The sequence below is a fragment of the Microbacterium sp. Cr-K32 genome, from assembly GCF_000708345.1.
Lineage (GTDB): Bacteria > Actinomycetota > Actinomycetes > Actinomycetales > Microbacteriaceae > Microbacterium > Microbacterium maritypicum_A.
The window spans coordinates 122,729-145,440 of sequence record NZ_JARD01000006.1 but is presented as its reverse complement, the minus strand read 5'-3'; the positions used below and the strand labels follow the sequence as shown (position 1 = coordinate 145,440).

Below are 22,712 nucleotides of genomic sequence, written 5' to 3'. Positions count from 1 at the left end.
GCCGTCGAGGCGCGGCAGGCTCGAGGCATGGATGTCGTGCGCGCCCTCACAGCCAGGAACGGGATCGCGCGGGTCGTCACTATGCGCCGAGCGGGGGTCACCGAGCACGCGCTGCGGCAAGCGGTGCGCGCAGGGGCGGTGGTCTCGGTGTGCCGGGGGTGGGTGGGACTCCCCGGTGCGGACCCGATGCTCGTCGCGGCGGCGAAGCGAGGAGTCGTGCTCAGTTGCGTCACCGTTGCCGCGCGGAAGGATCTGTGGGTGACGGCCGTATCGCGACCGCACCTGGCGGCACCCCCGAAGTCCGGTCACGCGAAGGATGCTCGTGGGGTCGTGCACTGGAGCCGGCCGATCTTCCCTCGAGATCCGGATCTGCTCGAGGACTCGATCGAGAACGCGCTCGTGCTCGTGGCGCGCTGTCAGCCATATGAAGATGCGCTCGCGACCTGGGAGTCCGCGATGCGGGCAGGGGCCGTGGACCACGACGTGCTCGAACGGGCACCCCTGCCGCCGGCGGCGAGGCGGCTCCTGGGCGACGCCCGTCCCTTCGCCGACGCGGGGACGGAGACCATCTTCCGCACGCGGATGGCATGGCTGGACCTGCCGATCACGCCGCAGGTCTGGATCATCGGGCACCGAGTGGACTTCTTGATCGGCGAACGACTCGTCGTGCAGATCGACGGTGGGCATCATGTCGGAACCCAACGCACGAGCGATATCGCGCACGACGCCGAGCTGATGCTCCGCGGCTATCACGTGATCCGCATCGGCTACGACCAGCTCATGAACCACTGGGCGGACGTGCAGAGCCTGATCCTGGCTGCGATCGCTCAGCGCCTCCATCTTGCGCGCTGATCCCCGCACCTCTGCACTCCGCGACGGGCGGAGAACTCCCCGTCGGGCGGAACCTCTCAGGAACATCCTCCGCCCATCGGCGAGAACTCCTCCCCACACGGGGTGTGGAGGTGTGGGGGGTGGGGGTGTGGGGGACGGGGAGGACCGCGTCGCGCCGGCTTTCGCGCGCACGTCCAGCGCCGTGATCAAGGCGCACCGGCCCCGTTGAGGGCCTTGGTTTCTGTGACTGGAGTGACAAAAGTGACGCGACACGCCCAGTAATTGCCCAAAACCCGCGAAATGACGCGGAAATGAGGGTGGTGGTTGGTACATTCGAGGCGGTCGCTAGACCAGGAGCACCCGCTCCGATACCCACAACGATGCGACGGGATCTCGTCGCTGGAGGATGACATGGCTGACAAGTCCATCACCAAGACCGAGCTCGTCGCGAGCATCGCAAGCGCCACGGGCCAGAGCCAGGCCACCGTCTCCGGTGTCCTCGACTCGCTGTTCGCCACGGTCTCCGACGCTGTTGCCAAGGGCAGCAAGGTCTCCATCCCGGGCTGGATCTCCTTCGAGCAGGTCGACACCGCTGCTCGCACGGGCCGCAACCCGCAGACCGGCGCCGAGATCAAGATCCCGGCCGGCAAGCGCGTCAAGGTGACCGCTGGTTCCAAGCTCAAGGCTGCCGTCAAGTAATTCGACCGCACCTCTTCGAAGGCCGCTCCCGTTCCGACGGGAGCGGCCTTCGTGCTTTCTCACCGCCGGTCGCGCCTAGGCTGGAGGGGTGAGTTCCCGCAGCGAGTCGACGAGTCGGATTTCGGCGTATCGAATCGCGGGAATCGTCATCCTCCTGCTCGCCGCGATGGCAGCCCTCGTGCTGGCGCTGCTCGTCGGCGGAGGCGCCAAGCCGCCGCTCCTGCAGGATCCGGGGCCGTTCGTGCTCTGGGGCACGCCGATCGCCAAGCTCGTCATGAACATCTCGGGCGCGGTCATGCTCGGCTCGCTCGTGCTCGCGCTGTTCGGACTGCGCGCGGGGGACCGATCATTCGATGCCGCCCTGAACATCGCCTCGGTGGGAGCGGCCGTGTTCACGGTCTCCGCGGGTCTCGCCGGCTTCCTCGCCTTCATGGCCGCCTTCAACCCGAAGCTCAGCATCGAGCGCGAGTTCGGCACTCAGCTCGGTCGATTCCTGCTGGAGCTGCCGCTGGGGCAGTCCTGGCTCATCACCACCATCTTCGGTGCGATCATCACGGTGCTGGCGTTCGCGTGGCGTTCGTGGACACCCACACTGATCACGGCCCTCCTCGCCGCCGCATCCTTCCTCCCGCTCGCGACTCAGGGCCATGCCGGCGACCTCGCCGGGCACAACATGGCCGTCAACTCGATCCTGTTGCACACGATCGGCGCCGCCGTCTGGCTCGGCGGTCTCCTGCTCCTGGTCCTGTTGCGCGGACGAGCCGATGTCGACACCGCGCAACTCGTCGGGCGCTATTCGTCGCTCGCGATCGCCGCTTTCGCCGTGGTCGCCGTGTCGGGCGTCACCCGGTCCATCGTCGCCGTCGGCAGCTGGGATGCGCTGTGGGCGACGCCCTACGGCTGGATCGTGCTGGCCAAGGTCGCGCTCCTGGGAGGAATGGGGCTGCTGGGGGCCTGGTACCGCGCCCGCCTGATCCCCAAGCTCTCCGGTCAGCGCGCGGCCGGCTGGTTCTGGCTCCTCGTGCTGTGCGAGGTCGCGTTGATGGGTCTCGCCTCGGGTGCTGCCGCCGCACTCGCACGCACACCTCCCCCCACAGGGGAGGTCGCCGCGTTCGCCCAGACCCCCGCGCAGATCCTCACCGGCTCGACGCTGCCGCCGGAACTGACGATCGAGCGCTGGTTCACCGCCTGGGACTTCGACGTGCTCTGGCTCGTCGCCGCCGGCTTCGGACTGTTCCTCTACCTGGCAGGAGTGCGGCGGCTGCGACTGCGCGGAGACCGCTGGCCGATCCATCGCACCGTGTTCTGGGTGCTCGGCATGCTGATGCTCGTCTGGGTGACCAGCGGGCCGCTCAACGCCTACCAGGAATACCTGTTCAGCATCCACATGATGGGCCACATGATGCTGTCGATGGCTATCCCGCTGCTGATGGTGTCCGGTGCCCCCATCACCCTCGCCCTGCGTGCGATCCACAAACGCGACGACGGCACCCGAGGCGGTCGCGAGTGGATCATGTGGGCCGTGCACTCGCCCTTCGCCCGCGTCGTGACGCACCCGTTCGTGGCGGCGGCGATCTTCATCCTGTCGCTCTGGGCGTTCTACTTCACCGACCTCGTGCGCTGGTCGATGTACGAGCACCTCGGCCATGAGTGGATGATCATCCACTTCCTGATCTCGGGCTACCTCTTCGTGATGAGCCTGATCGGCGCCGACCCGGTGCCCTACCGTCTGCCCTACCCCGGTCGTCTGATCACACTGATCGCCGTGATGGCGATGCACGCCTTCTTCGGCATCGCGATCATGATGCAGGAGGGGCTCATGGTGGCCGACTGGTTCGGATCGATGGGCCGTGACTGGGGCGTGGACCCGCTGCAGGATCAGTACGTGGGTGGCGGCATCGCCTGGTCGATCGGCGAGATCCCCACGCTCATCCTCGCGATCACGGTCGCGATCCAGTGGAGTCGCAGCGACACCAAGCTGCAGCGCCGCGCGGACCGGCACGCCGATCGCACGGGAGACGCCGAGCTCGAGGAGTACAACGCCAAGCTGGCTGCCCTCGCCGAGCGCGACGAGCGGGAGCAGCGCGCAGGCCGCTGAGGCCGGCTCGCTCGGGCGTCAGCCGACGGGCTGCTCTCCGGGGGAGCCGATCCTGATCGACGCGGTGCCGTCGGGAAGGATCGCGATCGTTCCCGTGAGCTGGAAGGGGACGTCTTCCGACAGCGGCTGGGTCTTGCCGTCGAACAGCGACTTGATGTCGACGTCGACGTGAGCGACCGCATCCGTCGTCGGGATCTGCCACTGCCCGCCGTCGGGGGTGACCGTGACCCGTGGCTGGGTCGCGATCGACCACTTCGGGGCCGAGGCGAGGCGGTTCGTGACCCGCAGGCCGAACGGGCAGGCCGTCGGCTGCAGCACCTCCTGCGTCGTGCACTCGGTGAGGAAAGCCTCGACGCGCTCCTGCACCACGTCGATGAACTCGTCGGTCGGCTCGGTCTGCACATCGAGCGGCGTGACGGCGAGGGGGGTGTCGGCGAGCACTCCGTGGCCGGAGGCCGTCGATATGGGGGTGTCCACCGTGATCGCATACAGTCCGGGGGTGAACACCAGCAGCGGCAGCGGGTCGAGGGGGACGGCATCGGCGCCGTCGATCGACACCTGACGCCGATCGACCTCGAACCCGTTCACGGCGAACTTGTCCGCACCGCGAACCGTGAGATCCACGACGGCCAGGGGGCTCGTCGTGAAACGCCAATGGGGGGTGACTCCCGCCCATCCGTCCTGTTCGATCAGGAACGTACTGGTCCCGGGGTGGCCGCTCGCCTGGTAGCTGACGGTGACGGCGGTGCCGCCGTCTGCGGGTTTCTCCGACGTCACCGTCACGTCGGTCAGAGGCGCGAGCGCGGCGCGGCGGAGCATCGCCTCGGATGCCGCGGGGTCGATGCCCGCGGCATCGAGTGTCTCGCGGTCGATCGCGACCCCGGGAACACGCAGCGCGTCAGCGGCGCGACCGGAGGAGAGCAGGTCGAGGTAGCGGACCACGAACGCCGACGGTCCGTAGAACTGCTGATACAGCGTGACGCCACCGGCTCCGAGTGCGGCGACGAGCATCATGCCGACGACAGCGAGCATCGCCAGGTCGACCCCCAGGCGCGCGCGCCGGGGCGCGCTCGCACGTGCCCGGTCCATGGCGTCAGTCTAGGAGGGTGTCCTGGGGGGACGCCGAGCGTCGGCGGGCGTGCGCGGATGCCGGGCCGTAGCATGGACGAGCGCCCTGTCCGCCCCCTGCCCCTGTGAGAACCGTGTCCCTTCCCGCCCTGTCCGAGGAGCAGCAAGAGCTGTTCCGCCTCATCGAGGACACCGGCGAGCACGTCTTCATCACCGGTCGAGCCGGGACCGGCAAGTCGACCCTCCTGCAGCATTTCGCGTGGAACACGAAGAAGCAGATCGCCATCTGCGCGCCCACGGGCGTGGCGGCGCTCAACGTCGAGGGGCAGACGATCCACTCGCTGTTCCGCCTGCCGATCGGTCTGATCGGGGACGCCGACATCGATCAGAACGACGCGACCCGTCGCATCCTGAACGCCATCGAGACGCTCGTGATCGATGAGATCTCGATGGTCAACGCGGATCTTATGGATGCGATCGACCGCTCCCTGCGCCAGGCGCGGGGGCGCAGGGGCGAGCCGTTCGGCGGCGTGCAGGTCGTCATGTTCGGAGACCCGTACCAGCTGGCGCCCGTGCCGCCCCGCGGTGATGAGGCCCGCTACGTGCAGGACCACTACCGCTCGTTCTGGTTCTTCGATGCGAAGGTGTGGGCAGGGACCGGCGGCGGTACCGGCGAGTCCGATCAGGACGGACTCTTCGCGGTCGACTCGCGGGCCGAACTGCACGTACGCGAACTCGTGCAGATCCACCGCCAGTCCGACGACGGGTTCAAGGCCATGCTGAACGCCGTGCGCTACGGACGGGTCACCGCCGAGATCGCCGGGGTGCTGAACGCCCAGGGAGCGCGGACCCCACCGGACCCGGAGCCGGGGGAGGTGCCGATGATCACGCTCGCGACCCGCAACGACATCGTGAACAGCATCAACAGTCGTCACCTGGCCGCATTGCCGGGCAAGGAGCAGACCGCACGTGCCGAGGTGAGCGGAGACTTCGGGCGGGGCGAGGCCGCGCTCCCCGCCGAGTCGGAGCTGAAGCTGAAGGTCGGAGCGCAGGTCATGTTCCTGCGCAACGACACCGCGATGTCGGGGGAGCCGCCGCGGTGGGTCAACGGCACCATCGGCACGGTCGTACGCATCCTCGGCAGCGCTGTGCGTGTCGACATCGACGGCGAGGAGGTCGACGTCGAACCGGCCGTGTGGGAACGGTTCCGCTACGCGTACGACCAGAACACCAAGAAGCTCTCCCGTGACGTGGTCGCGGAGTTCACCCAGTTCCCGTTGCGCTTGGCGTGGGCGGTCACGATCCACAAGTCGCAGGGCAAGACCTACGAGCGGGCGATCATCGACCTCGGCTCCGGGGCGTTCGCACCGGGGCAGACCTACGTCGCGCTCAGCCGGCTGACCTCGCTCGACGGGCTCTACCTGTCGCGTGCGCTGCGACCCCGTGACATCCGGGTCGACGAAGACGTGCGCCGGTTCATGCGCGACGCCTGGCTCGCGGCATCGACCCCGGAGCTGCCGAAGAGCTGAAGGCCCGGCCCTGGCTCAGGCTCAGGCTCAGGCTCCGGCTCTCGCAGCCGTTCAGGCAGCGGCGCGCGCGCGGTCGAGGTCTTCGAACAGCTCGGTGTTGAAACGGTAGGCGAGGAGCACCTCGTCGATCACGCGCTCGCGCTCGGCATCGTCCCAGGGAGCGGCGTCGAGCTGCTCGCGGTACACGTCCTTGAAGGCGGCCGGATCGGCGATGTCGTCGAACAGGTAGAAGCCGATGCCGTTGGTCTCGAAGCCGAAGCGGCGTGCCATCACGCGTCCGATGAAGATGCCTCCGGAGAGGTCGCCGAGGTAGCGGGTGTAGTGGTGGGCGACGAAACCGCCGGCCCACGTTGCGCCCACCTGACGGATGCGGTCGACGTAACGCTGCGTGGTGGGCAGCGCGACGATCCGCTCACGCCAGTCGGCACCGAGCAGGAACTCGAGGTCGGCTTCGAGCGCGGGTAGACGCGTGAGTTTGTCGGTGATGAAGACCGAGGCGACCGGATCCTGGCGCATGCGCTCGCCGGCGCCCTCGAGGGCCTCGTAGATGAAGTAGTGCTGTGCGACGAGGGAGATGTAGTCCTCGCGCGATCCCTCGCCCTTCAGGAGGTCGGACATGAAGCCGGCGGTCTCGCTGCGGGAGTGCGATCCGGACGAACGCTCGCGCAGGGCGGCGGAGAAGGAGAGGATCTCGGGCATGAGGCCAGTGTAAGGGTTACCTAACCCCGGAGGGAAGCCGGATCCGTCAGGCGTGCGGGCGAGGTTCGACGCCGAGCCGGGCGCAGGCGGCGTCGTACAGCGCCACGACCTCACGGCGCACCGAGGGGCGGTCGTCGATCGGGCCGCCGGGCCACGGCACGCGCAACTCGGTGACGGCGCCGTCGTGTGTGATCTCCCACAGCCCGCCGTCCCCGTCGAAGCCGGTCATGATCGATGCGGTGATCTCCGCATCCGACGGCTCCGCGAACGCCCGGGCGATGAGGATGTTGTCATCGGTGTGGTCGCCGTTCATGTGGCGGAGGACGGCGGTGATCACGTCGGCATCGAAGGTGTGGGGCATGACGACAACCTTATGCGGGGCTCGACGTCCGCTCCGGGGCCGACTTTCAGCATCGGCGCTCTAGACTCGGGAGACACGTCTTCGGGGGTTCTTTCCATGCAGCTTCTCTCGTCGCGCCGGTGGCGCGCCGCAACGGCCACGGCGGCTGTGCTCGCTCTCGTTCTCACCGGATGCTCTTCCGAGGAGTCCTTCTCGTACACGCCCCCCGCTCAGGTCGACGGGGCGCTCCCCGATGACACGGTCGCCGCGATGCAGGCCGCCGTCGACAACGCCCTCGTCGCGTCCGGTGCGACGGGCGCGATCGTCGGTGTCTGGGCGCCGTGGAGCGGGAGCTGGGTGGCCGGCATCGGCACGCAGGACCGCGAGGGCGGAGCCGAGGTGTCGACCGACATGTCTTTCCGCATCGCCGACGTGACCCGTCTGATGACCTGCGACGTGCTCTATGCCCTCGCCGACCGCGATGTGGTCGAACTCGATGCGAACGTCGCGGACTACGTCTCGGGTGTCGCCGACATGCGAGACGAGGGCATCACCCTCCTCGACCTGTGCAACGGCACCAGTGGGGCGGGATCCTCCGAGGGAACCGTCAAGTCGGCGTGGCTGAACACCCCCGACCGGGTCTGGTCTCCTCTGGAGCTGGCCGGTTTCGGCCTGGCGCGTGACCGCGTCGCCCCGCACACCACCTTCCGCGACTCGGATGCCGGCTACCTCCTGCTGGGGCTGGCCCTCGAACGCGCCTCGGGGATGACCGCCTCCGAGCTGATCGCCGAATACGTCACCGAGCCCCTCGGGCTCCCGGACACTTCGCTGCCGAGCCCGACCCCTGCGCCGCCGGGAACCGGAGCGGTACTGAACGGTCATTTCCTCAACGCCGTCGAAGGCGGGTTCGACTGCGCCGCCCCCGTCGACATCACGAAGCTGTCTTCCAGCTCGGGCTTCACCGACTCCGGTGTCGTGTCGACCATCACCGACCTGGGTCGCTACGCACAGGCGGAGGCGAAGCAGGCGCTGCGCACCAAGGAGAAGCCGGACCGCTTCGGTGAGCCGCTCCCGGCTGCCGACGGAGCCGACTCCTGGTTCCAGGCCACGGGTGGTGCCTACCTCGTGGGATCGATGATCGGTCAGCACGGCTGGACGCCCGGATACGCCACGGCGGCGTACTCCGACCCTGCCACCGGGTTCACCGTGGCCGTCGTGCTCAACGACTCGACGGCCGGGGCGCAGTTCGCCCAGCAGCTCTCGTGGGAACTCGCCGCCATCGCCTCCAAAGCCCCGGCCGCTGCGGGGCAGACCGCGCCCGAGTTCGGCCTTCCGTTCACGGCCGAGCAGTACCACCAGGCGATCGCCGATACCGCGATCCCCTGCGTGGCCCCGCCCGCTGCGGAGTGATCCCGCTCTGACCGACAGGAACGCGAAGGGGCGACGATGGCGATCATCGACAATGCGATCTACGTGGATGGCGTCCGCACCGAGAATCCGGTGACCCTCAGCGAGACCTTCGAGCGCATGCGGGAGCGCGGCGGCATGGGGTGGATCGGCCTCTATCGGCCGAGCGAGGAGGAGATCCGTGCGGTCGCGGACGAGTTCGGCATCCATGCGCTCGTCGTGGAGGACGCCCTCTCCGGTCACCAGCGCGCCAAGCTCGAACGCTACGGCGAGGTGCTGTTCATGGTGCTGAGGCCGGCGCGTTATCTCGACGACGTCGAGGAGGTCGAGTTCGGCGAGGTGCACGTGCTCGTCGGACCCGACTTCGTCGTGACGATCAGGCATGCGGAGTCACCGGACCTCGCGCGCGTCCGCCGACGGCTGGAGGCCGACCCCGCCCTCCTCGCCCGTGGTCCCGAGGCCGTGATGTACGCGATCCTCGATGAGGTCGTCGACGAGTACACGCCCGTCCTCGCCGGGCTCGAGAACGACATCGACGAGATCGAGAGCCAGCTGTTCGAGGAGAACACCGACGCCACCCAGCGCATCTACGACCTGGGGCGGGAGGTCATCGACTTCCAGCGGGCCACGCAGCCGCTGTCGGGCATGCTGGAGGCCCTGCTGCGCGGGTCGGACAAGTACCAGGTGACCGAAGAGCTGCAGCGGTATCTCCGCGACGTGCTGGATCACACCCTGCGCGTCAGTGACCGCGCCACGACGTTCCGCACCGTCCTCGACAACGCGCTCACCGTCGAGTCGACGATCGTCGCGCGTCGCCAGAACGAGGAGATGCGGCGGATGACGGAGCTCAGCATCCGTCAGAACGACGAGGTCAAGAAGATCTCGGGATGGGCGGCGATCCTGTTCGCCCCGACGCTCGTCGGCACGATCTACGGCATGAACTTCGATCACATGCCCGAGCTGCACTGGCTCCTCGGTTACCCGATGGCGGTCGGGATGATGATCGCGCTGGGCTTCGGGCTCTACGCGGCCTTCAAGCGCAAGGGCTGGCTCTAGAGCCGGGCCGCGCGTCAGTCCTCGGAATCGGCCTCGGAATCGGCCTCGGGCATTCCGGGACCGGGCCCCGGACGCACCGGTGCCCCCGGGGCGATGTCGATGCGGGTGTTGCCTTCGTGCTCGCTGACCTCGACGCGGGGGGCGGCGTCGGCCTCGGTGGCGTCCGGTGCGGACGTCAGCTGATCGTGCCGCTTCTCCGCGCTCGTCATCTCGTCGGCGGACGTGTGCTCAGGCGTGCTCATGGTTCTCCTTCTGGTCGTGGACGGGCTCGCCGTCGGGGCGGGCGTTCTTCTTCTCGGAGTGCTTCCTGCCCCAGCGCGCCAGCACGTACAGCACGCCTCCGACGGCGAGCAGTATCGCGCCGAACAGCCAGACGGCCGGTCGCTGCTGGGTGAGGAGCAGGATGCAGGAGCCGACGCCGAGCACGGGGACGAAGGTCCACACGCGGAAGTGATCGTTGTCGACGCGGTCTCGGCGCAGCACCAGCACGGACACGTTGACGCTGAGGAAGACGACGAGGAGGAGCAGGACCACCGTCTCGGCGAGCGTCGCCAGATCGCCGACGAGCGTCAGCCCCATCGCCACGAGGGTGGTGGTGAGGATCGCGACCCAGGGGGTCTTCCGCTTCGGGAGCACGCGGCCGAGGGCGGCGGGCAGCAGGCCCTGCTCGGCCATGCCGTAGGTGAGACGGCTGACCATGATCATCGTCAGCAGTGCGCCGTTGGCGACCGCGACGAGCGCGATGAGGCTGAACAGCCAGGAGGGGATGCTGACGCCGGTGGCCTCGACCACGGCGAGCAGGGGACCGCTCGAATCCTGCAGTTCGGCAGGTGGGAGGGCGATCGAGCTCGCCAGACCGACGAGCACGTAGACCGCTCCGGCCGTGAACAGGGCGCCGAAGAGGGCACGAGGGTACGTCCGGCGCGGATCCTTCACCTCTTCGATCATGTTCGCGGACGTCTCGAACCCGACGAACGAGTAGTAGGCGATGACGGCACCGGACAGCACTGCGACGGCGACGCTCGTCCCTTCCGGCGCCTCCGCGACACGGGAGACGTCGCCGCCTCCGCCGCCCACGAAGACCGCGACCACGGCGATCACGATGACCAGGCCGCTCAGCTCGATCGCGGTCATCACGAGGTTCGCGCCCATGGACTCGCGGATGCCGCGGGCGTTCAGGAGGCCGACCAGGGCGAGGAAGGCGATCGCGACCGGGATCGTCGGCAGATCGAGGAACGTGCCCAGGTAGTCGCCCGCGAACGCGATGGCGAGGCCGGCCGCACTCGTGACTCCTGCGGCGAGCATGCTGAATCCCACCAGGAACGACACCAGCGGACTGTGGAATGCCCGCTCCGCGAAGACGGCGGCTCCTCCGGCGCGCGGATACTTCGTGACGAGTTCCGCATAGGAACCCGCGGTGAGCATGGCGAGCAGCAGTGCCAGGAGCAGGGGCGCCCACAGCATCCCGCCCACCTTCTCGGAGAGCACCCCCATCAGGGCGTAGATGCCTGCGCCCAGCACGTCCCCGAGGATGAACGCGAACAGGAGGGGGCCGGTGATCGCCCTCCGCAGCCGGGTCGAGGTCTCGGCGGCGGGCGCGGTCTCCGTGGTCATCCTCGAACGGTACGGGGAAGGGCGAAGAGCGGCCATGGGGTTGACATCGCTCGCCCCCGCCATTGCCCCGAGATCGGTATCCGTGATTCCATCGGGGCATCGTGAGCACATACAGCGTCTTCAATCAGGCCCCGCCGCGCGTCGATGTCGACGAGTACGCGGCGAACATCGCGCTGACCGAGGCGGTGCGGCTGCACGGCGCGGAGTGGGCGGACGAGGCGTTGCGGGGCATCGGTCGTCGCGTCGGGTCGGCGGGCTTCCAGGACGACGCCCGGCGGGCGAACCGGAACGAGCCCGTGCTGCGCACGCACGACCGCTGGGGCGAGCGCATCGACGAGGTCGAGTACGACCCCGCCTATCACCGGGTCATCGGCGCAGCCGTCGCCGACGGGGCGCACACCGCCGCATTCGCCGATCCCCGTCCGGGGGCCGGCGCCGCTCGCGCCGCCACGTTCATGCTCTACGCGCAGGTCGAGCCCGGTCATGCCTGTCCGGTGTCGATGACGCATTCGGCCGTTCCCGTGATCGCCTCGCATCCGCGCCTCGCGGAGGAGTGGATGCCCCGGCTGCTGTCGCGTTCGTACGAGCCCGGACTGCGCCTCGGAAAGCCCGGCGCCCTGTTCGGCATGGCCATGACCGAGAAGCAGGGCGGGTCCGATGTGCGGGCGAACACCACGTCCGCCGTGCCGCAGGGCGACGGGCGCTATGCGCTGACCGGCCACAAGTGGTTCTGCTCCGCACCGATGTCGGACGCCTTCCTGGTGCTCGCGCAGGCGCCGGGTGGGCTGTCGTGCTTCCTGCTGCCGCGGCTGCTCGACGACGGCACGCGCAATCGGCTGCGTTTCCAGAGACTCAAGGACAAGCTGGGCAACCGGTCGAACGCCTCGAGCGAGGTGGAGTACGAGCAGGCCGAGGCGACCCTCGTGGGGGAGGAGGGGCGCGGCGTGCGCACCATCATCGACATGGTCACCCGCACACGGCTCGACTCGATGCTCGGCTCGCTGGCCGGCATGCGCCAGGGGGTCGCCGAGGCCGCCTGGCATGTGCGGCATCGATCGGCGTTCGGGCGCACCCTCATCGATCAGCCCGCGATGACGGCCGTGATCGCCGACCTGCAGCTCGAGGTCGAGGCGGGGACGGCGGTCGCGATGCGGCTCGCCCGTGCGTACGACGATGACGCCTCGGCACAGGATCGGGCGTTCCGCCGGCTGGCGACGGCGGTCATGAAGTACTGGGTGTGCAAGCGCGCGCCCGGCCACGCCGCCGAGGCGCTGGAGTGCCTCGGGGGCAACGGCATCACGACGGACTGGCCCCTCGAGATGCGGTACCGCGAGCAGCCGGTGATGGCGATCTGGGAGGGCTCGGGCAACGTGATCGCGCTCGACGTGCTGCGGGCGCTCGCCCGAGAACCCGAATCGCTCGAGGCCTTCGACGCCGAGGTGTCGGCGGTGCGGGGTGTGGACTCCCGGTTCGACGCCCATCTGGACCGCACGAGGCGTCTGGTGGCAGAGGCGGCGGCGGATCCGATGCCGGACGCCTCGGCGCGCAGGCTCGTCGAGGCCCTCGCGCTGACCCTGTCGGCGGCACAGCTGCTGCGCGCGGCGCCCGCCGTGGTCGCCGACGGGTTCATCGCCGCCCGCATCGACGGCGGTTCCGGCCTGTTCGGTGCGCTGCCCCGAGGCGTGGACAGCGCCGCGATCGCCGCTCGCGCGTAGTTCAGCGAATTCACAGAAAGCCCGCGCGGCTCCCGATATTCCGGTCGGCGCAGCGATAGCGTCAGTGCCGCAAGAGGGGGGCGTCGACCGGAGTGAGCGGCCAAACGAGCCTCCTCTCCCACGAATCCCCAAGACAAAGGGCTCTCTCATGACTGGTACGGCACGCAAGGCGCTCGCAGAAGCGATCGCCACCTTCCTCTTCGTCCTCGCGATCATCGCGGCGGTCAACAGCGGCAGCCCGCTGACCCCGCTCGCGATCGGCTTCACCCTGATGGTGCTCGTGTACTCGACGGGTCACATCTCGGGTGCACACCTGAACCCGGCCGTCTCGGTCGGTGTGTTCCTGCGCGGCGGCCTCAGCGTCGTCGACTTCATCGCCTACCTCATCGCCCAGTTCGTCGGTGGTGCCGTGGCAGCGCTCGTCGCGCTCGCCGTGTGGCCCGCCGGGGACAAGGCCATGGTCATCGAGGTCGGGCCGGCGTTCCTCGTCGAGGCCCTCTTCACGCTGATCCTGGTGTGGGTCGTGCTCAACACCGCCACCTCGAAGGACACCGCGGGCAACTCCTTCTACGGTCTCGCGATCGGTGCGACCGTCTTCGTCGGTGCGGCCACGGTCGGATCGATCTCGGGCGGCGGCTTCAACCCGGCCGTCGCGCTCGGCCTCTCGGTCAGCGGTCACTTCGCGTGGAGCTCGCTGTGGCTGTACATCGTCGCCCCTGTCGTCGGCGCCGTGATCGCCGCGATCCTGTTCCGCGTGCTCAACACGGACGACGCCAAGAAGATCGCCGCCGCGGAGTAACCCGCAGCGGGAACGAAGCGCCGCATCCTCGTCGGAGGGTGCGGCGCTTCTGCGTGCGGCGATCGTCGCCGGGTGCACATGTCGGGAGAACGCACGGAGGTCGACAAGAAGAGTGTCGAATCGTCCTGCATCCGTGAATCCGTCCGACGGGTGACCGAGTGTCGGGTCAGCCGGCCGGGACCGAGGCGACGGCGGTCGGACCCGTGCCCGACGACACCGCATCGCGCGATAGTGCATCGCGAGACAGTGCATCACGAGACAGTGCATCACGAGACAGAACGCTGCGGGCACGGGCCGCCGCCACGACCATCACGACGAGCGCGATGCCGGTGAGGATCGCCCCCATCCAGATCGGCGAGGTGTAGCCGAGCCCTGCCGAGATGCCCATTCCGCCCGCCCACGCACCGAGCGCGTTGCCGATGTTGAAGGCGCCGATGTTGGCGCCGGAGGCGAGGGTGGGCGCTCCGCCGGCGTACTGCATGACGCGGCTCTGCAGCCCGGGGACCGTGCCGAACCCGAACCCGCCCATCAGGAACAGGGCGATGATCGTGGCGATGCCCGACGGCGCGGCGACCGAGAACAGGGCGAGCACCATCACGAGGGCGGCGATGAAGATGACCAGGGTGCGGTCGATCGCACGGTCGGCGAGTCGTCCGCCCAGCCAGTTGCCGAGCACGAGGCCGGCGCCGAAGAGCACGAGCAGCCACGGCACGGTCGAGGTCGCGAAGCCGCTCACCTCGGTGAGCGTGTAGGCGATGTAGGTGAAGGCTCCGAACATCCCGCCGAACGCGAGGATCGTGACGATGAGCGAGAACCACACCTGACCGGAGCGGAAGGCGGACAGTTCGCTGCGCAGGCTGACGTGTGCGGTCGGACGCGGGAGACGGGGGACCAGCAGTGCGATGCCGACGAAGGCCAGCACGCCGATGCCGGAGATCGCCCAGAACGTCGAGCGCCAGCCCAGCTCCTGGCCGAGGAAGGTGCCGAACGGCACGCCGAAGACGTTCGCGGCGGTGAGGCCGGTGAACATGATGGCGATGGCGCCCGCCTTCTTCTCGGGGGCGACGAGGCCGGCCGCGACGACGGAGCCGATGCCGAAGAACGCGCCGTGGCAGAGGGCGGCGATGATGCGGCCGAGCATGGCGATGCCGTGGTCGTCGGCGAGTGCGGTGAGAACGTTCCCGATGATGAACAGCACGATGAGGCCGAGCAGCACGGGCTTCTTGGGCAGACGGGTCGCCGCGGCGGTGAGCACGAGGGCACCGACCACGACGGCCAGCGCGTAGCCGGAGATGAGCCAGCCGGCGGCGGACTCGGTGACGCCGAAGTCGTGGGCGACCTCGGGCAGCAGGCCCATGATGACGAACTCGGTGAGTCCGATGCCGAACGCCCCGATGGCGAGGGCGATCAGTCCTAGAGGCATGACGATTCTCCTGGTACATTGGTGGGGATACTTGCAGACGCGGCATATTGCGCATCGAAGGACAATGATTGCACACGCAAGTATCCAGCGCAAGCAACTATCTCGGAGGATGGCCATGGGTATCGGTGACGACGCGGTGGAGGTGCGCGCGCAAGGGTGGCGGACGCTCGCCGCCCTGCACGGCCTGATCGAGTCGGCCCTCGAGCGCAGCCTGGCCGACGCCGCCTCGCTCTCGGTGGTCGAGTACACGGTGCTGGATGCGCTCGACCGTCAAGACGGATGGCATATGCGCATGCAGCAGCTCGCCCGAGCCGCGGCCCTGAGTCCCAGCGCCACGACACGCCTGGTCAACCGCCTGGAAGACCGCGGACTCCTGACCCGGATCCTCTGCGCCGACGATCGTCGGGGCATCTACACCGAGCTCACCCCCGCAGGGCGTGAGCTCTACGAGCGGGCTCGACCCATCCACGACGCCGCCCTCGAGCAGGTGCTCGAAGACGCCGCGGCGCAGCCGGAACTCGCCCCCGTCGTCGACGCGCTGCACGGCGTCGCGCTGCCGGCGCTCGCCGCGGGCTGATCGAAACGCATGCACGGCTCCGCTGCGCCCTCCTCCCGCACCCTCCTCGTCGGCTCCGGCAAGATCGCCGCGCGCCTGGCGCCACAGTTCCTCGAAAACGGCGAGGTGTACGCGCTGCGTCGAAGCGACAGTCCTCCTCCTGCGGGTGCGATCGGGATCCGCGCCGACCTGGCGGCGCCGCTCGCCGCGCGGCTTCCCGCGGTCGACCGCATGCTCGTCACGCTCCCACCCGGTGACACCCCCGCCGCCTATCGCACCGCGCTGACGCATCTCGCCGCCGCCCTGCCGGCGATCCCCGCGCGCACGGTGTTCGTGTCGTCGACCGGGGTCTTCGACGGTTCGGGGTCCGCGCGGCCGATCACCGAGCGGGATCAGCCAGGGCCCACGAGCATGCGCTCGCGAGGGCTTCTCGACGGGGAGCGGGCAGCGGTCGAGATCTTCGACGCGACGATCGTGCGGCCGGCGGGAATCTACGGACCCGGACGCGAGTACCTTCTGCGCACGGTGCGCGCGGGGGTGGCGGTGGAACATGCGCGACGCACAAACCGCATCCACGAGACCGACCTCGTCCGCACGCTCGAGATGCTGCTGCGGATGCCGGAGCCGCCACGACTCCTGCACGCCGTGGACGAGAGCCCTGCTCCGCTCGGCGATGTCGTCACGTTCATCGCACGCGAGCTGGGGGTCGAGGTGCCGCCGGATATCGCCTCGGCGGAACCGGGCGGGTTCGTCTATGACGGCACCCTCCTGCGGTCCGTGCTCGGCCGCCTCGACTACCCCACCTATCGAGAGGGTTATGCCGCGATGATCGCCGGCTCGGCCGCGTAGCCTGGGGCCATGACGAACACAGCCGCACGCACCGCCATCGACGTCGTCGACTGGCGGCGTCGGGTCTTCGCCCTGTACGACGCCGTTCGGATCGCCGACTCCCCGGAGGAGGCGCACGAGCTCTGGCGGATCGAACGGGACGAACTGATGCTCCGCCATCCCGCCACCCCGCTGCTGTCGGAGGATCGGGCGCTCTTCGAAGGACTCCCGATCGCCTCGTACGATCCGCAGTGGCGATTCGAACTGCCTGTCCTCGCCGCCGATGAGGGAGGCTTCGAGTTCGCGACCGGCACCGACGGCATCGTTCCGTTCGAGCGCGTCGGTCGGGTCGAGATCCCCGACGCCGGGTCGCTCGACGTCTGGCGGCTGAAGTCCTACGGCGGCGGTCTCTTCATCCCGCTGCGCGACGCGCTCGCCGGTCGTCCCGGCGGAACCTACGGCGGCGGGCGCTACCTAATCGACACGATCAAGGGCGCCGACCTGGGGTCGGATGCGGACGGCGGCACGATCGTGCTCGACTTCAACTTCGCCTACAACCCTTCGTGCGCGTACGACCCGGCGTGGGCCTGCCCGCTCGCGCAGCCGGGCAACGTGCTCCCGGTGCCGGTCCCGGTGGGCGAGATGTACGGAACTCCGTCCTCCTGAACGTCCCGTTCCGCGGGCCGTTGCGCGGCATCCGCACTTCTTTGTGACGTTTCGGCCCTTCCGCACGTCCTATCTCCGAGCGAGCGTTTCGCTCCCGGCGGGAGTCTCATACGGGACCCGCGACCGGTCTTCAGATCGAGATGGGACACCTCATGGCAAACCAGGACCAGACCACCCCCGCTCCGGCAGAGAAGGAACTCGCCCAGGCTGCACCGAAAGCCGCCACCGGCGCATCGCGCGTCGACCGGTCGAGCGGATTCTCCGCATCGCGCGTCCCCACGGACGCCAATGCCGCGGGCAAGACCACCATCGCCGACGGCGTGGTCGCCAAGGTCGCCGGCATCGCCGCACGTGAGGTCGCCGGCGTCTACGCGCTCGGCGGCGGCGGCGCACGTGCCTTCGGGGCGATCCGCGACGTGATCAACGCCACCGACCTCGCCCAGGGCGTCAAGGTCGAGGTGGGCGACACGCAGGCCGCCGCCGACCTGACCATCGTGGTCGAGTACCCGGCGCCGATCCAGGACGTCGCGAACAACGTCCGTGCCGCTGTCGCGGGCGCGATCAGCCGCCTGGTCGGCCTCGAGGTCGTCGAGGTCAACGTCGAGGTCAACGACGTGCACGTGCCCGGCGACGACAGCGACGAGAGCGAAGAGTCGCGAGTCTCATGAGTGCCACAACGGTCGGTGCCCTGATCGGCGCTCTCCTCGCTCTCGCCGCTCTGCTGTTCGGCTTCTGGGGATTCCTCCTCATGGCCGTCTTCGCGGGCATCGGCGCGCTCGTGGGTCGGATCGCGTCCGGCAAGCTCGACGTCCGCGGTCTCGCGGACGTCTTCACCGGGCGGCGCACCTCCTGATGCGCGCCGACCAGCACATCGCCGGCGGCGCTCCCTCGGGAGCCGCCGCCGGCGGGGCCGCCGTCCGCGGACGCGTCGAGGTGAAGGATCGCGTCTACCGCACCGTCACCGAGAAGGCGTCTGCGACGTTGATCGGGGTGCCTCGCAGCGACGTGAAGGTCGATGTCGCCGAGCACCCGCGGGGGATCAGCGTGCGGATCGCCACGCCTCTTCCCGTTCCCCGCCTGGACGACACGGCCGCGATCGCGCAGACCGTGCCCGTCCTCGAACGTGCGCGGGATCTGCAGGAGCAGCTGCAGCAGAGCCTGAGCACGATCCTCGGACGCAACGTCATCCGCATCAATCTCACCGTCACCGGTGCCACCATCCCGGAAAGGAGACGAGTGCAATGAGCACCCCGGTTCTGCGCCGTGTCATCCGACGCGAGACGCACTCGCCGCGCACCGTCGCGATGTTCGTCGCGGTCATCCTGCTCATCCTCGCCCTCGCGTACATCGGGCTCGAGATCGTGCTGAGCCTCGCCGCGCAGCCCGCACTCCTGGTCGGTCCCGCCGCGGCGGGAGGCTGGCTCATCGGGTTGCCCACCGCACAGCCCGCCGGGCTCGTGATCGCCGGCAGTGTGGTGCTCGCCCTCATCGGGCTGACCTTCGTGGTGCTGGCCATCACGCCGGGGCGACTGTCCAAGCACGTGCTGGATGCCGGCGGACGCGCGGTGGTCGTCGACAACGGCGTGATCGCCAGTGCGTTGGCTCAGCACCTCGCGGAGGAGACGGGTCTCACCCGCGACAGCATCACCGTCGGTGTCGGACACCGCACCGTCGACGTGACCGTGCGCCCGGGAATCGGCGTGCCTCTCGACGCATCCGACGTGCGGGCAGCCGCCGAGGCGGAGCTGCAGTCGTATCGGCTGACCGACAGGGTTCGCACGCGGGTGCGCATCGAGCGCCCCACCGAGAAGGAAGACGAGCTGTGAACAACACCAACCGTGCGCTGAATCGCACCCTGCTCCTGATCATCGGGCTGCTGTTCCTCGCGCTCGGCGCCCTCGGCATCGCCATCATGAGCTGGCCGACGCTGTCCGACATCTGGACAGCAGGCGGCAGGGATGCGCGGTCCTGGCTGGACCAGGCGATCGCCGCGACCGCCATCGCGGGAGGAGCACTGTCGTGGATCGGCATCGGCGCGGTCGTCGCGATCGTGGTCGTGATCGTGCTGCTGATCCTCGCGCTCACGAGCATCGCCGGACGGCGTTCGAAGACCGTGCTCCGCTCGACGGGAGCGCAGAACCCGCTGGGGCGTGTGACGGTCAACGAGTCGTTCGTCTCGGACGCGGTGAAGAACTCCCTCACGACGCGCGACGAGGTCCTCTCGGCGCAGGTGACGGCCAACGATGTGCGTCGCAGCCCGGTGCTGCACGTCTCCGTGACGCCGCGTCAGAACACCGACCCGCGGGAGCTCGTCGACCATGTCGACCGTCTGCTCGCCAACCTCGCTGTCCTCACCGGACGCGACACCGCGACGTTCGTCTCGATCCACACGAGCCTCCGGGCCCGGCTCGCGCACGACCAGCGCCGTCTCTCCTGAGAAAGCAGGCATCATGCGCAACAAGATCCTCCTCATCGTCGGCGTCGCCTTCGTCGCCTACATCTTCGGCAGTCGTGCGGCGACGGTGCAGATCGACAAGGGCGAGTCGGTCCGGCACCAGCTGGTGCGGTTGTGGAACGACCCCCGGGCGCGGAAGCGGCGCAAGAAGGCCGCCGAGAAGGCGTCGAAGAAGGTACGCAAGGCCCTCCGCCGCTGACGTGCGGCTGGTCGGCGTCGCTCAGACCGGGCGGGCCGTCGAATCCCGCACGACGAGCTCCGGCTGGAACACCACCCGCTCGCGCTCGGACCGCCCGCCGGCCTCTCGCAGCATCAGATCGACGGCCGTGTATCCGATGAGTTCCGCGGGCTGACGGATCGACGAGAGCGGGACGACGGCCGCGGCGGCGAAGTCGATGTCGTCGTAGCCGATGAGCGCGATCTCGTCCGGCACCCGGATGCTGCCCCGCATCATGAGCGCCTGCAGAACCCCCATGGCGAGCAGGTCGTTCGCGGCGAAGATGGCGTCGGGCCGGTCCTCCGGGGCCCGCGCGCTGAGGGTCTCTCCGGCGGCGCGGCCGGCGAGCACGCTCAGCGAGTCGGTCAGGATGACCTCGAGGGAGACCTCCGCCTCGTTCGCCGCCTTGCTGGCACCCTCGAGACGGTCGACCACCTGACGGATGCCCATCGGCCCGCCGACGAAAGCGATGCGGCGCCGCCCCTGGGCAGCGAGGTGCTGCACGGCGAGGTAGCCGCCGCCCACGTCGTCGACCGAGACCGAGGAGAAGCTCTCATCGGCGACCTCACGGTCGACGAGCACCACGGTCGTCCCGCGGTCGCGGAGACGGCGGAGACGCGGGAGGTCGTCGGCGAGAGGGGAGATGAGCAGCCCGGCGATGCGCTGCTCCTCGAACAGGTCGATGTAGGCGCGTTCGCGTTCGACCTTCTCGTCGCTGTTGCCGAGGGTCACCGTCATCCGGGCCTCGGCGGCGCGTTCCTCCGCGCCGCGGGCGATATCGGTGAAGAACGGGTTGCGCACATCGAGCACCACGAGGCCGATCGAGCGGCTCTGGCCGGCCCGGAGCTGCCGGGCCGCATCGTTGCGCACGAACCCGAGCTTCTCGATGGCGGCCGTGACACGTTCCACCGTGGCGGGAGAGACCTTGTCCGGATGGTTCAGGACGTTCGAGACGGTCCCGACAGACACGGATGCGGCGAGAGCGACATCTCGAACACTGACGACCACGACGTATTCCTTTCCGCGGGATCCGCGAAACCTCTCCCTGAAACGTACCACTGCTCATTCCGTGACTTGACAGCAGCCCACCCAGGGTCGTAATTTACAGATGCTCCACTCTTTAAAACGATTCAATCCGCAGGGATGATCCTGCAGTTTAGGTCCGATCAATGACGATTCCCTCTGGGGCTCCCGGTGCTCCACCGGCGCTCGAGCTCCGCGACATCCGAAAGTCGTTCGGTGCGGTGGTCGCTCTCCGTTCCGGGACGCTGTCGGTCGACGGCGGTTCCATCCACGCTCTGGTCGGCGAGAACGGGGCGGGCAAGTCGACCCTCGTGAAGATCGTCGCCGGCCTGTACCAGCGCGACGAAGGGATTTTCCGGTTCCACGGCGAAGACGTGGACTTCACCTCGACCGCACAGTCCAAGAGCGCGGGCGTCGCCGTGATCTACCAGGAGCCGACGCTCTTCCCCGACCTCTCGGTCACCGAGAACATCTTCATGGGCCGCCAGCCCACGGGGCGCTTCGGACGGATCGATCGCAAGGCCATGCGGCACGAGGTCGAGCGCCTGTTCACCCGGCTCGGCGTGACCATCGACCCCGACCGTCCGGCGGAGGGCCTCTCGATCGCCGATCAGCAGGTCATCGAGATCGCGAAGGCCGTCTCGCTCGACGCGAGCCTTCTCGTCATGGACGAGCCCACCGCCGCTCTGTCCGGCGTCGAGGTCGAGCGCCTGTTCACGATCGCCCGCAGCCTCCGCGACGAGGGCCGCGCGCTCATCTTCATCTCGCACCGCTTCGACGAGGTCTTCGCCCTCTGCGACACCGTCACCGTCATGCGCGACGGCGCCTACATCGCCACCAGTGCGATCGCCGACACCTCGGTCGAGGAGATCGTGCACCAGATGGTCGGTCGAGAGGTGACCGAGCTGTTCCCCAAGCAGGAGACCACGGTCGGCGCTCCGCTGCTCGAGGTGGAGAACCTCACCAGCCCCGGTGTCTTCCACGACATCTCGTTCACCGTGCGCGCGGGCGAGATCGTGGGCCTTGCCGGTCTCGTCGGAGCCGGCCGCAGCGAAGTCGCGCGTGCCGTGTTCGGGGTCGACCCCTATCGCGAGGGCGCCGTCACGATGCAGGGCGCGCGCATCCCGCGCAACCGCCCCACCGATGCCATGCGGGCCGGTCTCGCGCTCGTTCCCGAAGACCGCCGCAAGCAGGGACTCGTGATCGAATCGGGCGTCGGCGGCAACATCACCCTCTCGATCCGCCGCCAGCTCGCGAAGCTGGGCTTCCTCACCACCGGGATCGAGAACCGCGCCGCCCGGGAATGGGCCACCCGGCTCGAGGTCAAGACGCACGCCCTCGACACGGTCGCCGCGACGCTCTCCGGCGGCAACCAGCAGAAGGTCGTCCTCGCCAAGTGGCTCGCCACGCAGCCGAAGGTCCTCATCATCGACGAGCCGACCCGAGGCATCGACGTCGGCACCAAGTCCGAGGTGCACCGCCTGCTCTCCGAGCTCGCCGGGCAGGGCATGGGAATCCTCATGATCTCGTCCGAACTGCCGGAGGTACTCGGCATGGCCGACCGCGTCCTCGTCATGCGCGAGGGGCGGATCACCGCAGAGATCGCCCGCTCGGAGGCCACTTCCGAGAACGTCATGTACGCCGCGACGCACGCATCGGAGCTCTCCTCGTGACCACCGCCATCCCCGT

Annotated in this window: 25 protein-coding genes; 18 read left to right on the top strand and 7 right to left on the bottom strand. The window is 68.9% G+C overall.

What is annotated here, in order from left to right; all coding sequences use genetic code 11:
• Positions 1 to 27 precede the first annotated feature (27 nt).
• From GZ64_RS19600 to GZ64_RS0101065, 3 genes are all read left to right on the top strand, one after another.
• On the top strand, positions 28 to 852 hold the full coding sequence (locus GZ64_RS19600) for an endonuclease domain-containing protein (RefSeq protein ID WP_029264825.1): 825 nt from the start codon (positions 28 to 30) through the stop codon (positions 850 to 852).
• Positions 853 to 1,242: 390 nt separating this feature from the next.
• Positions 1,243 to 1,530, top strand: coding sequence for an HU family DNA-binding protein (locus tag GZ64_RS0101070; protein WP_017203554.1), 288 nt, complete (start codon positions 1,243 to 1,245; stop codon positions 1,528 to 1,530).
• Between the two features lie 166 nt (positions 1,531 to 1,696).
• Positions 1,697 to 3,628 carry a cytochrome c oxidase assembly protein gene (locus GZ64_RS0101065; protein ID WP_051667799.1) on the top strand — a complete coding sequence of 644 codons (1,932 nt, stop codon included), beginning with the start codon at positions 1,697 to 1,699 and terminating at the stop codon, positions 3,626 to 3,628.
• 18 nt (positions 3,629 to 3,646) lie between these two features.
• On the opposite strand, the gene GZ64_RS0101060 is transcribed toward GZ64_RS0101065, so the two are convergent.
• Positions 3,647 to 4,717 carry a hypothetical protein gene (locus tag GZ64_RS0101060; protein ID WP_021201618.1) on the bottom strand — a complete coding sequence of 357 codons (1,071 nt, stop codon included), beginning with the start codon at positions 4,715 to 4,717 and terminating at the stop codon, positions 3,647 to 3,649.
• A 113-nt stretch (positions 4,718 to 4,830) separates the two neighbouring features.
• Between GZ64_RS0101060 and GZ64_RS0101055 the strand changes: the two genes are divergently transcribed.
• A complete protein-coding gene (locus GZ64_RS0101055; RefSeq protein WP_029264824.1) occupies positions 4,831 to 6,225 on the top strand; it encodes an ATP-dependent DNA helicase in 1,395 nt (464 codons plus the stop codon).
• A 51-nt stretch (positions 6,226 to 6,276) separates the two neighbouring features.
• Here GZ64_RS0101055 and GZ64_RS0101045 read toward each other — a convergent pair whose 3' ends face one another.
• Both GZ64_RS0101045 and GZ64_RS0101040 read right to left on the bottom strand, forming a co-directional pair.
• Complete coding sequence (locus tag GZ64_RS0101045; protein ID WP_021201620.1) at positions 6,277 to 6,924, bottom strand: biliverdin-producing heme oxygenase; 648 nt, start codon at positions 6,922 to 6,924, stop codon at positions 6,277 to 6,279.
• A gap of 46 nt (positions 6,925 to 6,970) precedes the next feature.
• On the bottom strand, positions 6,971 to 7,285 hold the full coding sequence (locus GZ64_RS0101040) for a DUF2470 domain-containing protein (RefSeq protein WP_029264823.1): 315 nt from the start codon (positions 7,283 to 7,285) through the stop codon (positions 6,971 to 6,973).
• A 96-nt stretch (positions 7,286 to 7,381) separates the two neighbouring features.
• Here GZ64_RS0101040 and GZ64_RS0101035 point away from each other — a divergent pair, with 96 nt between their 5' ends.
• Both GZ64_RS0101035 and corA read left to right on the top strand, forming a co-directional pair.
• The gene (locus GZ64_RS0101035; RefSeq protein WP_029264822.1) at positions 7,382 to 8,674 is read left to right on the top strand and encodes a serine hydrolase domain-containing protein; all 1,293 of its coding nucleotides are present in this window, start codon (positions 7,382 to 7,384) and stop codon (positions 8,672 to 8,674) included.
• Positions 8,675 to 8,710: 36 nt separating this feature from the next.
• The gene (gene corA, locus GZ64_RS0101030) at positions 8,711 to 9,727 is read left to right on the top strand and encodes a magnesium/cobalt transporter CorA (RefSeq protein WP_021201623.1); all 1,017 of its coding nucleotides are present in this window, start codon (positions 8,711 to 8,713) and stop codon (positions 9,725 to 9,727) included.
• Positions 9,728 to 9,741: 14 nt separating this feature from the next.
• Here corA and GZ64_RS0101025 read toward each other — a convergent pair whose 3' ends face one another.
• Both GZ64_RS0101025 and GZ64_RS0101020 read right to left on the bottom strand, forming a co-directional pair.
• Entirely contained in the window at positions 9,742 to 9,969 is a 228-nt protein-coding gene (locus GZ64_RS0101025) for a hypothetical protein (protein WP_029264821.1), read from the bottom strand.
• Complete coding sequence (locus GZ64_RS0101020) at positions 9,956 to 11,341, bottom strand: APC family permease (protein ID WP_029264820.1); 1,386 nt, start codon at positions 11,339 to 11,341, stop codon at positions 9,956 to 9,958. The genes GZ64_RS0101025 and GZ64_RS0101020 overlap by 14 nt, the downstream gene beginning before the upstream one ends.
• Before the next feature lie 101 nt (positions 11,342 to 11,442).
• On the opposite strand from GZ64_RS0101020, the gene GZ64_RS0101015 reads away from it, so the two are divergent.
• Positions 11,443 to 13,056 carry an acyl-CoA dehydrogenase family protein gene (locus GZ64_RS0101015; RefSeq protein WP_051667793.1) on the top strand — a complete coding sequence of 538 codons (1,614 nt, stop codon included), beginning with the start codon at positions 11,443 to 11,445 and terminating at the stop codon, positions 13,054 to 13,056.
• A gap of 148 nt (positions 13,057 to 13,204) precedes the next feature.
• Positions 13,205 to 13,855, top strand: a complete 651-nt coding sequence (locus GZ64_RS0101010) for an MIP/aquaporin family protein (RefSeq protein ID WP_021201627.1) — start codon at positions 13,205 to 13,207, stop codon at positions 13,853 to 13,855.
• A gap of 166 nt (positions 13,856 to 14,021) precedes the next feature.
• Here the strand turns inward: GZ64_RS0101010 and GZ64_RS0101005 are convergent, their stop codons facing one another.
• The gene (locus GZ64_RS0101005) at positions 14,022 to 15,278 is read right to left on the bottom strand and encodes an MFS transporter (protein WP_051667792.1); all 1,257 of its coding nucleotides are present in this window, start codon (positions 15,276 to 15,278) and stop codon (positions 14,022 to 14,024) included.
• A 115-nt stretch (positions 15,279 to 15,393) separates the two neighbouring features.
• Between GZ64_RS0101005 and GZ64_RS0101000 the strand changes: the two genes are divergently transcribed.
• From GZ64_RS0101000 to GZ64_RS0100960, 9 genes are all read left to right on the top strand, one after another.
• Positions 15,394 to 15,855: a MarR family winged helix-turn-helix transcriptional regulator gene (locus GZ64_RS0101000; RefSeq protein ID WP_029264817.1), complete on the top strand. Its 462-nt coding sequence runs from the start codon at positions 15,394 to 15,396 to the stop codon at positions 15,853 to 15,855.
• 9 nt (positions 15,856 to 15,864) lie between these two features.
• Entirely contained in the window at positions 15,865 to 16,683 is an 819-nt protein-coding gene (locus GZ64_RS0100995; RefSeq protein WP_029264816.1) for a sugar nucleotide-binding protein, read from the top strand.
• A gap of 9 nt (positions 16,684 to 16,692) precedes the next feature.
• Complete coding sequence (locus GZ64_RS0100990) at positions 16,693 to 17,328, top strand: DUF1684 domain-containing protein (RefSeq protein WP_029259390.1); 636 nt, start codon at positions 16,693 to 16,695, stop codon at positions 17,326 to 17,328.
• A 152-nt stretch (positions 17,329 to 17,480) separates the two neighbouring features.
• Positions 17,481 to 17,996: an Asp23/Gls24 family envelope stress response protein gene (locus tag GZ64_RS0100985; RefSeq protein WP_029264815.1), complete on the top strand. Its 516-nt coding sequence runs from the start codon at positions 17,481 to 17,483 to the stop codon at positions 17,994 to 17,996.
• Positions 17,993 to 18,181: a DUF2273 domain-containing protein gene (locus GZ64_RS0100980; RefSeq protein WP_017829702.1), complete on the top strand. Its 189-nt coding sequence runs from the start codon at positions 17,993 to 17,995 to the stop codon at positions 18,179 to 18,181. The genes GZ64_RS0100985 and GZ64_RS0100980 overlap by 4 nt, the downstream gene beginning before the upstream one ends.
• Positions 18,181 to 18,573 (top strand): hypothetical protein, encoded by a 393-nt coding sequence (locus GZ64_RS0100975; RefSeq protein ID WP_021201633.1) that lies wholly within the window; start codon positions 18,181 to 18,183, stop codon positions 18,571 to 18,573. Before GZ64_RS0100980 ends, GZ64_RS0100975 begins: the two co-directional genes overlap by 1 nt.
• On the top strand, positions 18,570 to 19,154 hold the full coding sequence (locus tag GZ64_RS0100970; protein WP_021201634.1) for a DUF6286 domain-containing protein: 585 nt from the start codon (positions 18,570 to 18,572) through the stop codon (positions 19,152 to 19,154). Before GZ64_RS0100975 ends, GZ64_RS0100970 begins: the two co-directional genes overlap by 4 nt.
• Positions 19,151 to 19,765, top strand: coding sequence for a hypothetical protein (locus GZ64_RS0100965; protein ID WP_029259388.1), 615 nt, complete (start codon positions 19,151 to 19,153; stop codon positions 19,763 to 19,765). Before GZ64_RS0100970 ends, GZ64_RS0100965 begins: the two co-directional genes overlap by 4 nt.
• Positions 19,766 to 19,778: 13 nt before the next feature.
• Positions 19,779 to 19,982 carry a hypothetical protein gene (locus GZ64_RS0100960; RefSeq protein WP_029264814.1) on the top strand — a complete coding sequence of 68 codons (204 nt, stop codon included), beginning with the start codon at positions 19,779 to 19,781 and terminating at the stop codon, positions 19,980 to 19,982.
• Between the two features lie 21 nt (positions 19,983 to 20,003).
• Here GZ64_RS0100960 and GZ64_RS0100955 read toward each other — a convergent pair whose 3' ends face one another.
• Positions 20,004 to 21,008 (bottom strand): LacI family DNA-binding transcriptional regulator, encoded by a 1,005-nt coding sequence (locus tag GZ64_RS0100955; protein ID WP_029259386.1) that lies wholly within the window; start codon positions 21,006 to 21,008, stop codon positions 20,004 to 20,006.
• Positions 21,009 to 21,169: 161 nt separating this feature from the next.
• Between GZ64_RS0100955 and GZ64_RS0100950 the strand changes: the two genes are divergently transcribed.
• The gene (locus GZ64_RS0100950) at positions 21,170 to 22,696 is read left to right on the top strand and encodes a sugar ABC transporter ATP-binding protein (protein WP_021201638.1); all 1,527 of its coding nucleotides are present in this window, start codon (positions 21,170 to 21,172) and stop codon (positions 22,694 to 22,696) included.
• Positions 22,697 to 22,712: the final 16 nt, after the last annotated feature.

Coding starts and splice junctions, on each gene's coding strand:
- GZ64_RS19600 (WP_029264825.1), top strand. CDS start 28: ATGGATGTCGTGCGCGCCCTCACAGCCAGGAACGGGATCGCGCGGGTC.
- GZ64_RS0101070 (WP_017203554.1), top strand. CDS start 1,243: ATGGCTGACAAGTCCATCACCAAGACCGAGCTCGTCGCGAGCATCGCA.
- GZ64_RS0101065 (WP_051667799.1), top strand. CDS start 1,697: ATGGCAGCCCTCGTGCTGGCGCTGCTCGTCGGCGGAGGCGCCAAGCCG.
- GZ64_RS0101060 (WP_021201618.1), bottom strand. CDS start 4,717: ATGGACCGGGCACGTGCGAGCGCGCCCCGGCGCGCGCGCCTGGGGGTC.
- GZ64_RS0101045 (WP_021201620.1), bottom strand. CDS start 6,924: ATGCCCGAGATCCTCTCCTTCTCCGCCGCCCTGCGCGAGCGTTCGTCC.
- GZ64_RS0101040 (WP_029264823.1), bottom strand. CDS start 7,285: ATGCCCCACACCTTCGATGCCGACGTGATCACCGCCGTCCTCCGCCAC.
- GZ64_RS0101035 (WP_029264822.1), top strand. CDS start 7,382: ATGCAGCTTCTCTCGTCGCGCCGGTGGCGCGCCGCAACGGCCACGGCG.
- corA (WP_021201623.1), top strand. CDS start 8,711: ATGGCGATCATCGACAATGCGATCTACGTGGATGGCGTCCGCACCGAG.
- GZ64_RS0101025 (WP_029264821.1), bottom strand. CDS start 9,969: ATGAGCACGCCTGAGCACACGTCCGCCGACGAGATGACGAGCGCGGAG.
- GZ64_RS0101020 (WP_029264820.1), bottom strand. CDS start 11,341: ATGACCACGGAGACCGCGCCCGCCGCCGAGACCTCGACCCGGCTGCGG.
- GZ64_RS0101010 (WP_021201627.1), top strand. CDS start 13,205: ATGACTGGTACGGCACGCAAGGCGCTCGCAGAAGCGATCGCCACCTTC.
- GZ64_RS0101005 (WP_051667792.1), bottom strand. CDS start 15,278: ATGCCTCTAGGACTGATCGCCCTCGCCATCGGGGCGTTCGGCATCGGA.
- GZ64_RS0101000 (WP_029264817.1), top strand. CDS start 15,394: ATGGGTATCGGTGACGACGCGGTGGAGGTGCGCGCGCAAGGGTGGCGG.
- GZ64_RS0100995 (WP_029264816.1), top strand. CDS start 15,865: ATGCACGGCTCCGCTGCGCCCTCCTCCCGCACCCTCCTCGTCGGCTCC.
- GZ64_RS0100990 (WP_029259390.1), top strand. CDS start 16,693: ATGACGAACACAGCCGCACGCACCGCCATCGACGTCGTCGACTGGCGG.
- GZ64_RS0100985 (WP_029264815.1), top strand. CDS start 17,481: ATGGCAAACCAGGACCAGACCACCCCCGCTCCGGCAGAGAAGGAACTC.
- GZ64_RS0100980 (WP_017829702.1), top strand. CDS start 17,993: ATGAGTGCCACAACGGTCGGTGCCCTGATCGGCGCTCTCCTCGCTCTC.
- GZ64_RS0100975 (WP_021201633.1), top strand. CDS start 18,181: ATGCGCGCCGACCAGCACATCGCCGGCGGCGCTCCCTCGGGAGCCGCC.
- GZ64_RS0100970 (WP_021201634.1), top strand. CDS start 18,570: ATGAGCACCCCGGTTCTGCGCCGTGTCATCCGACGCGAGACGCACTCG.
- GZ64_RS0100960 (WP_029264814.1), top strand. CDS start 19,779: ATGCGCAACAAGATCCTCCTCATCGTCGGCGTCGCCTTCGTCGCCTAC.
- GZ64_RS0100950 (WP_021201638.1), top strand. CDS start 21,170: ATGACGATTCCCTCTGGGGCTCCCGGTGCTCCACCGGCGCTCGAGCTC.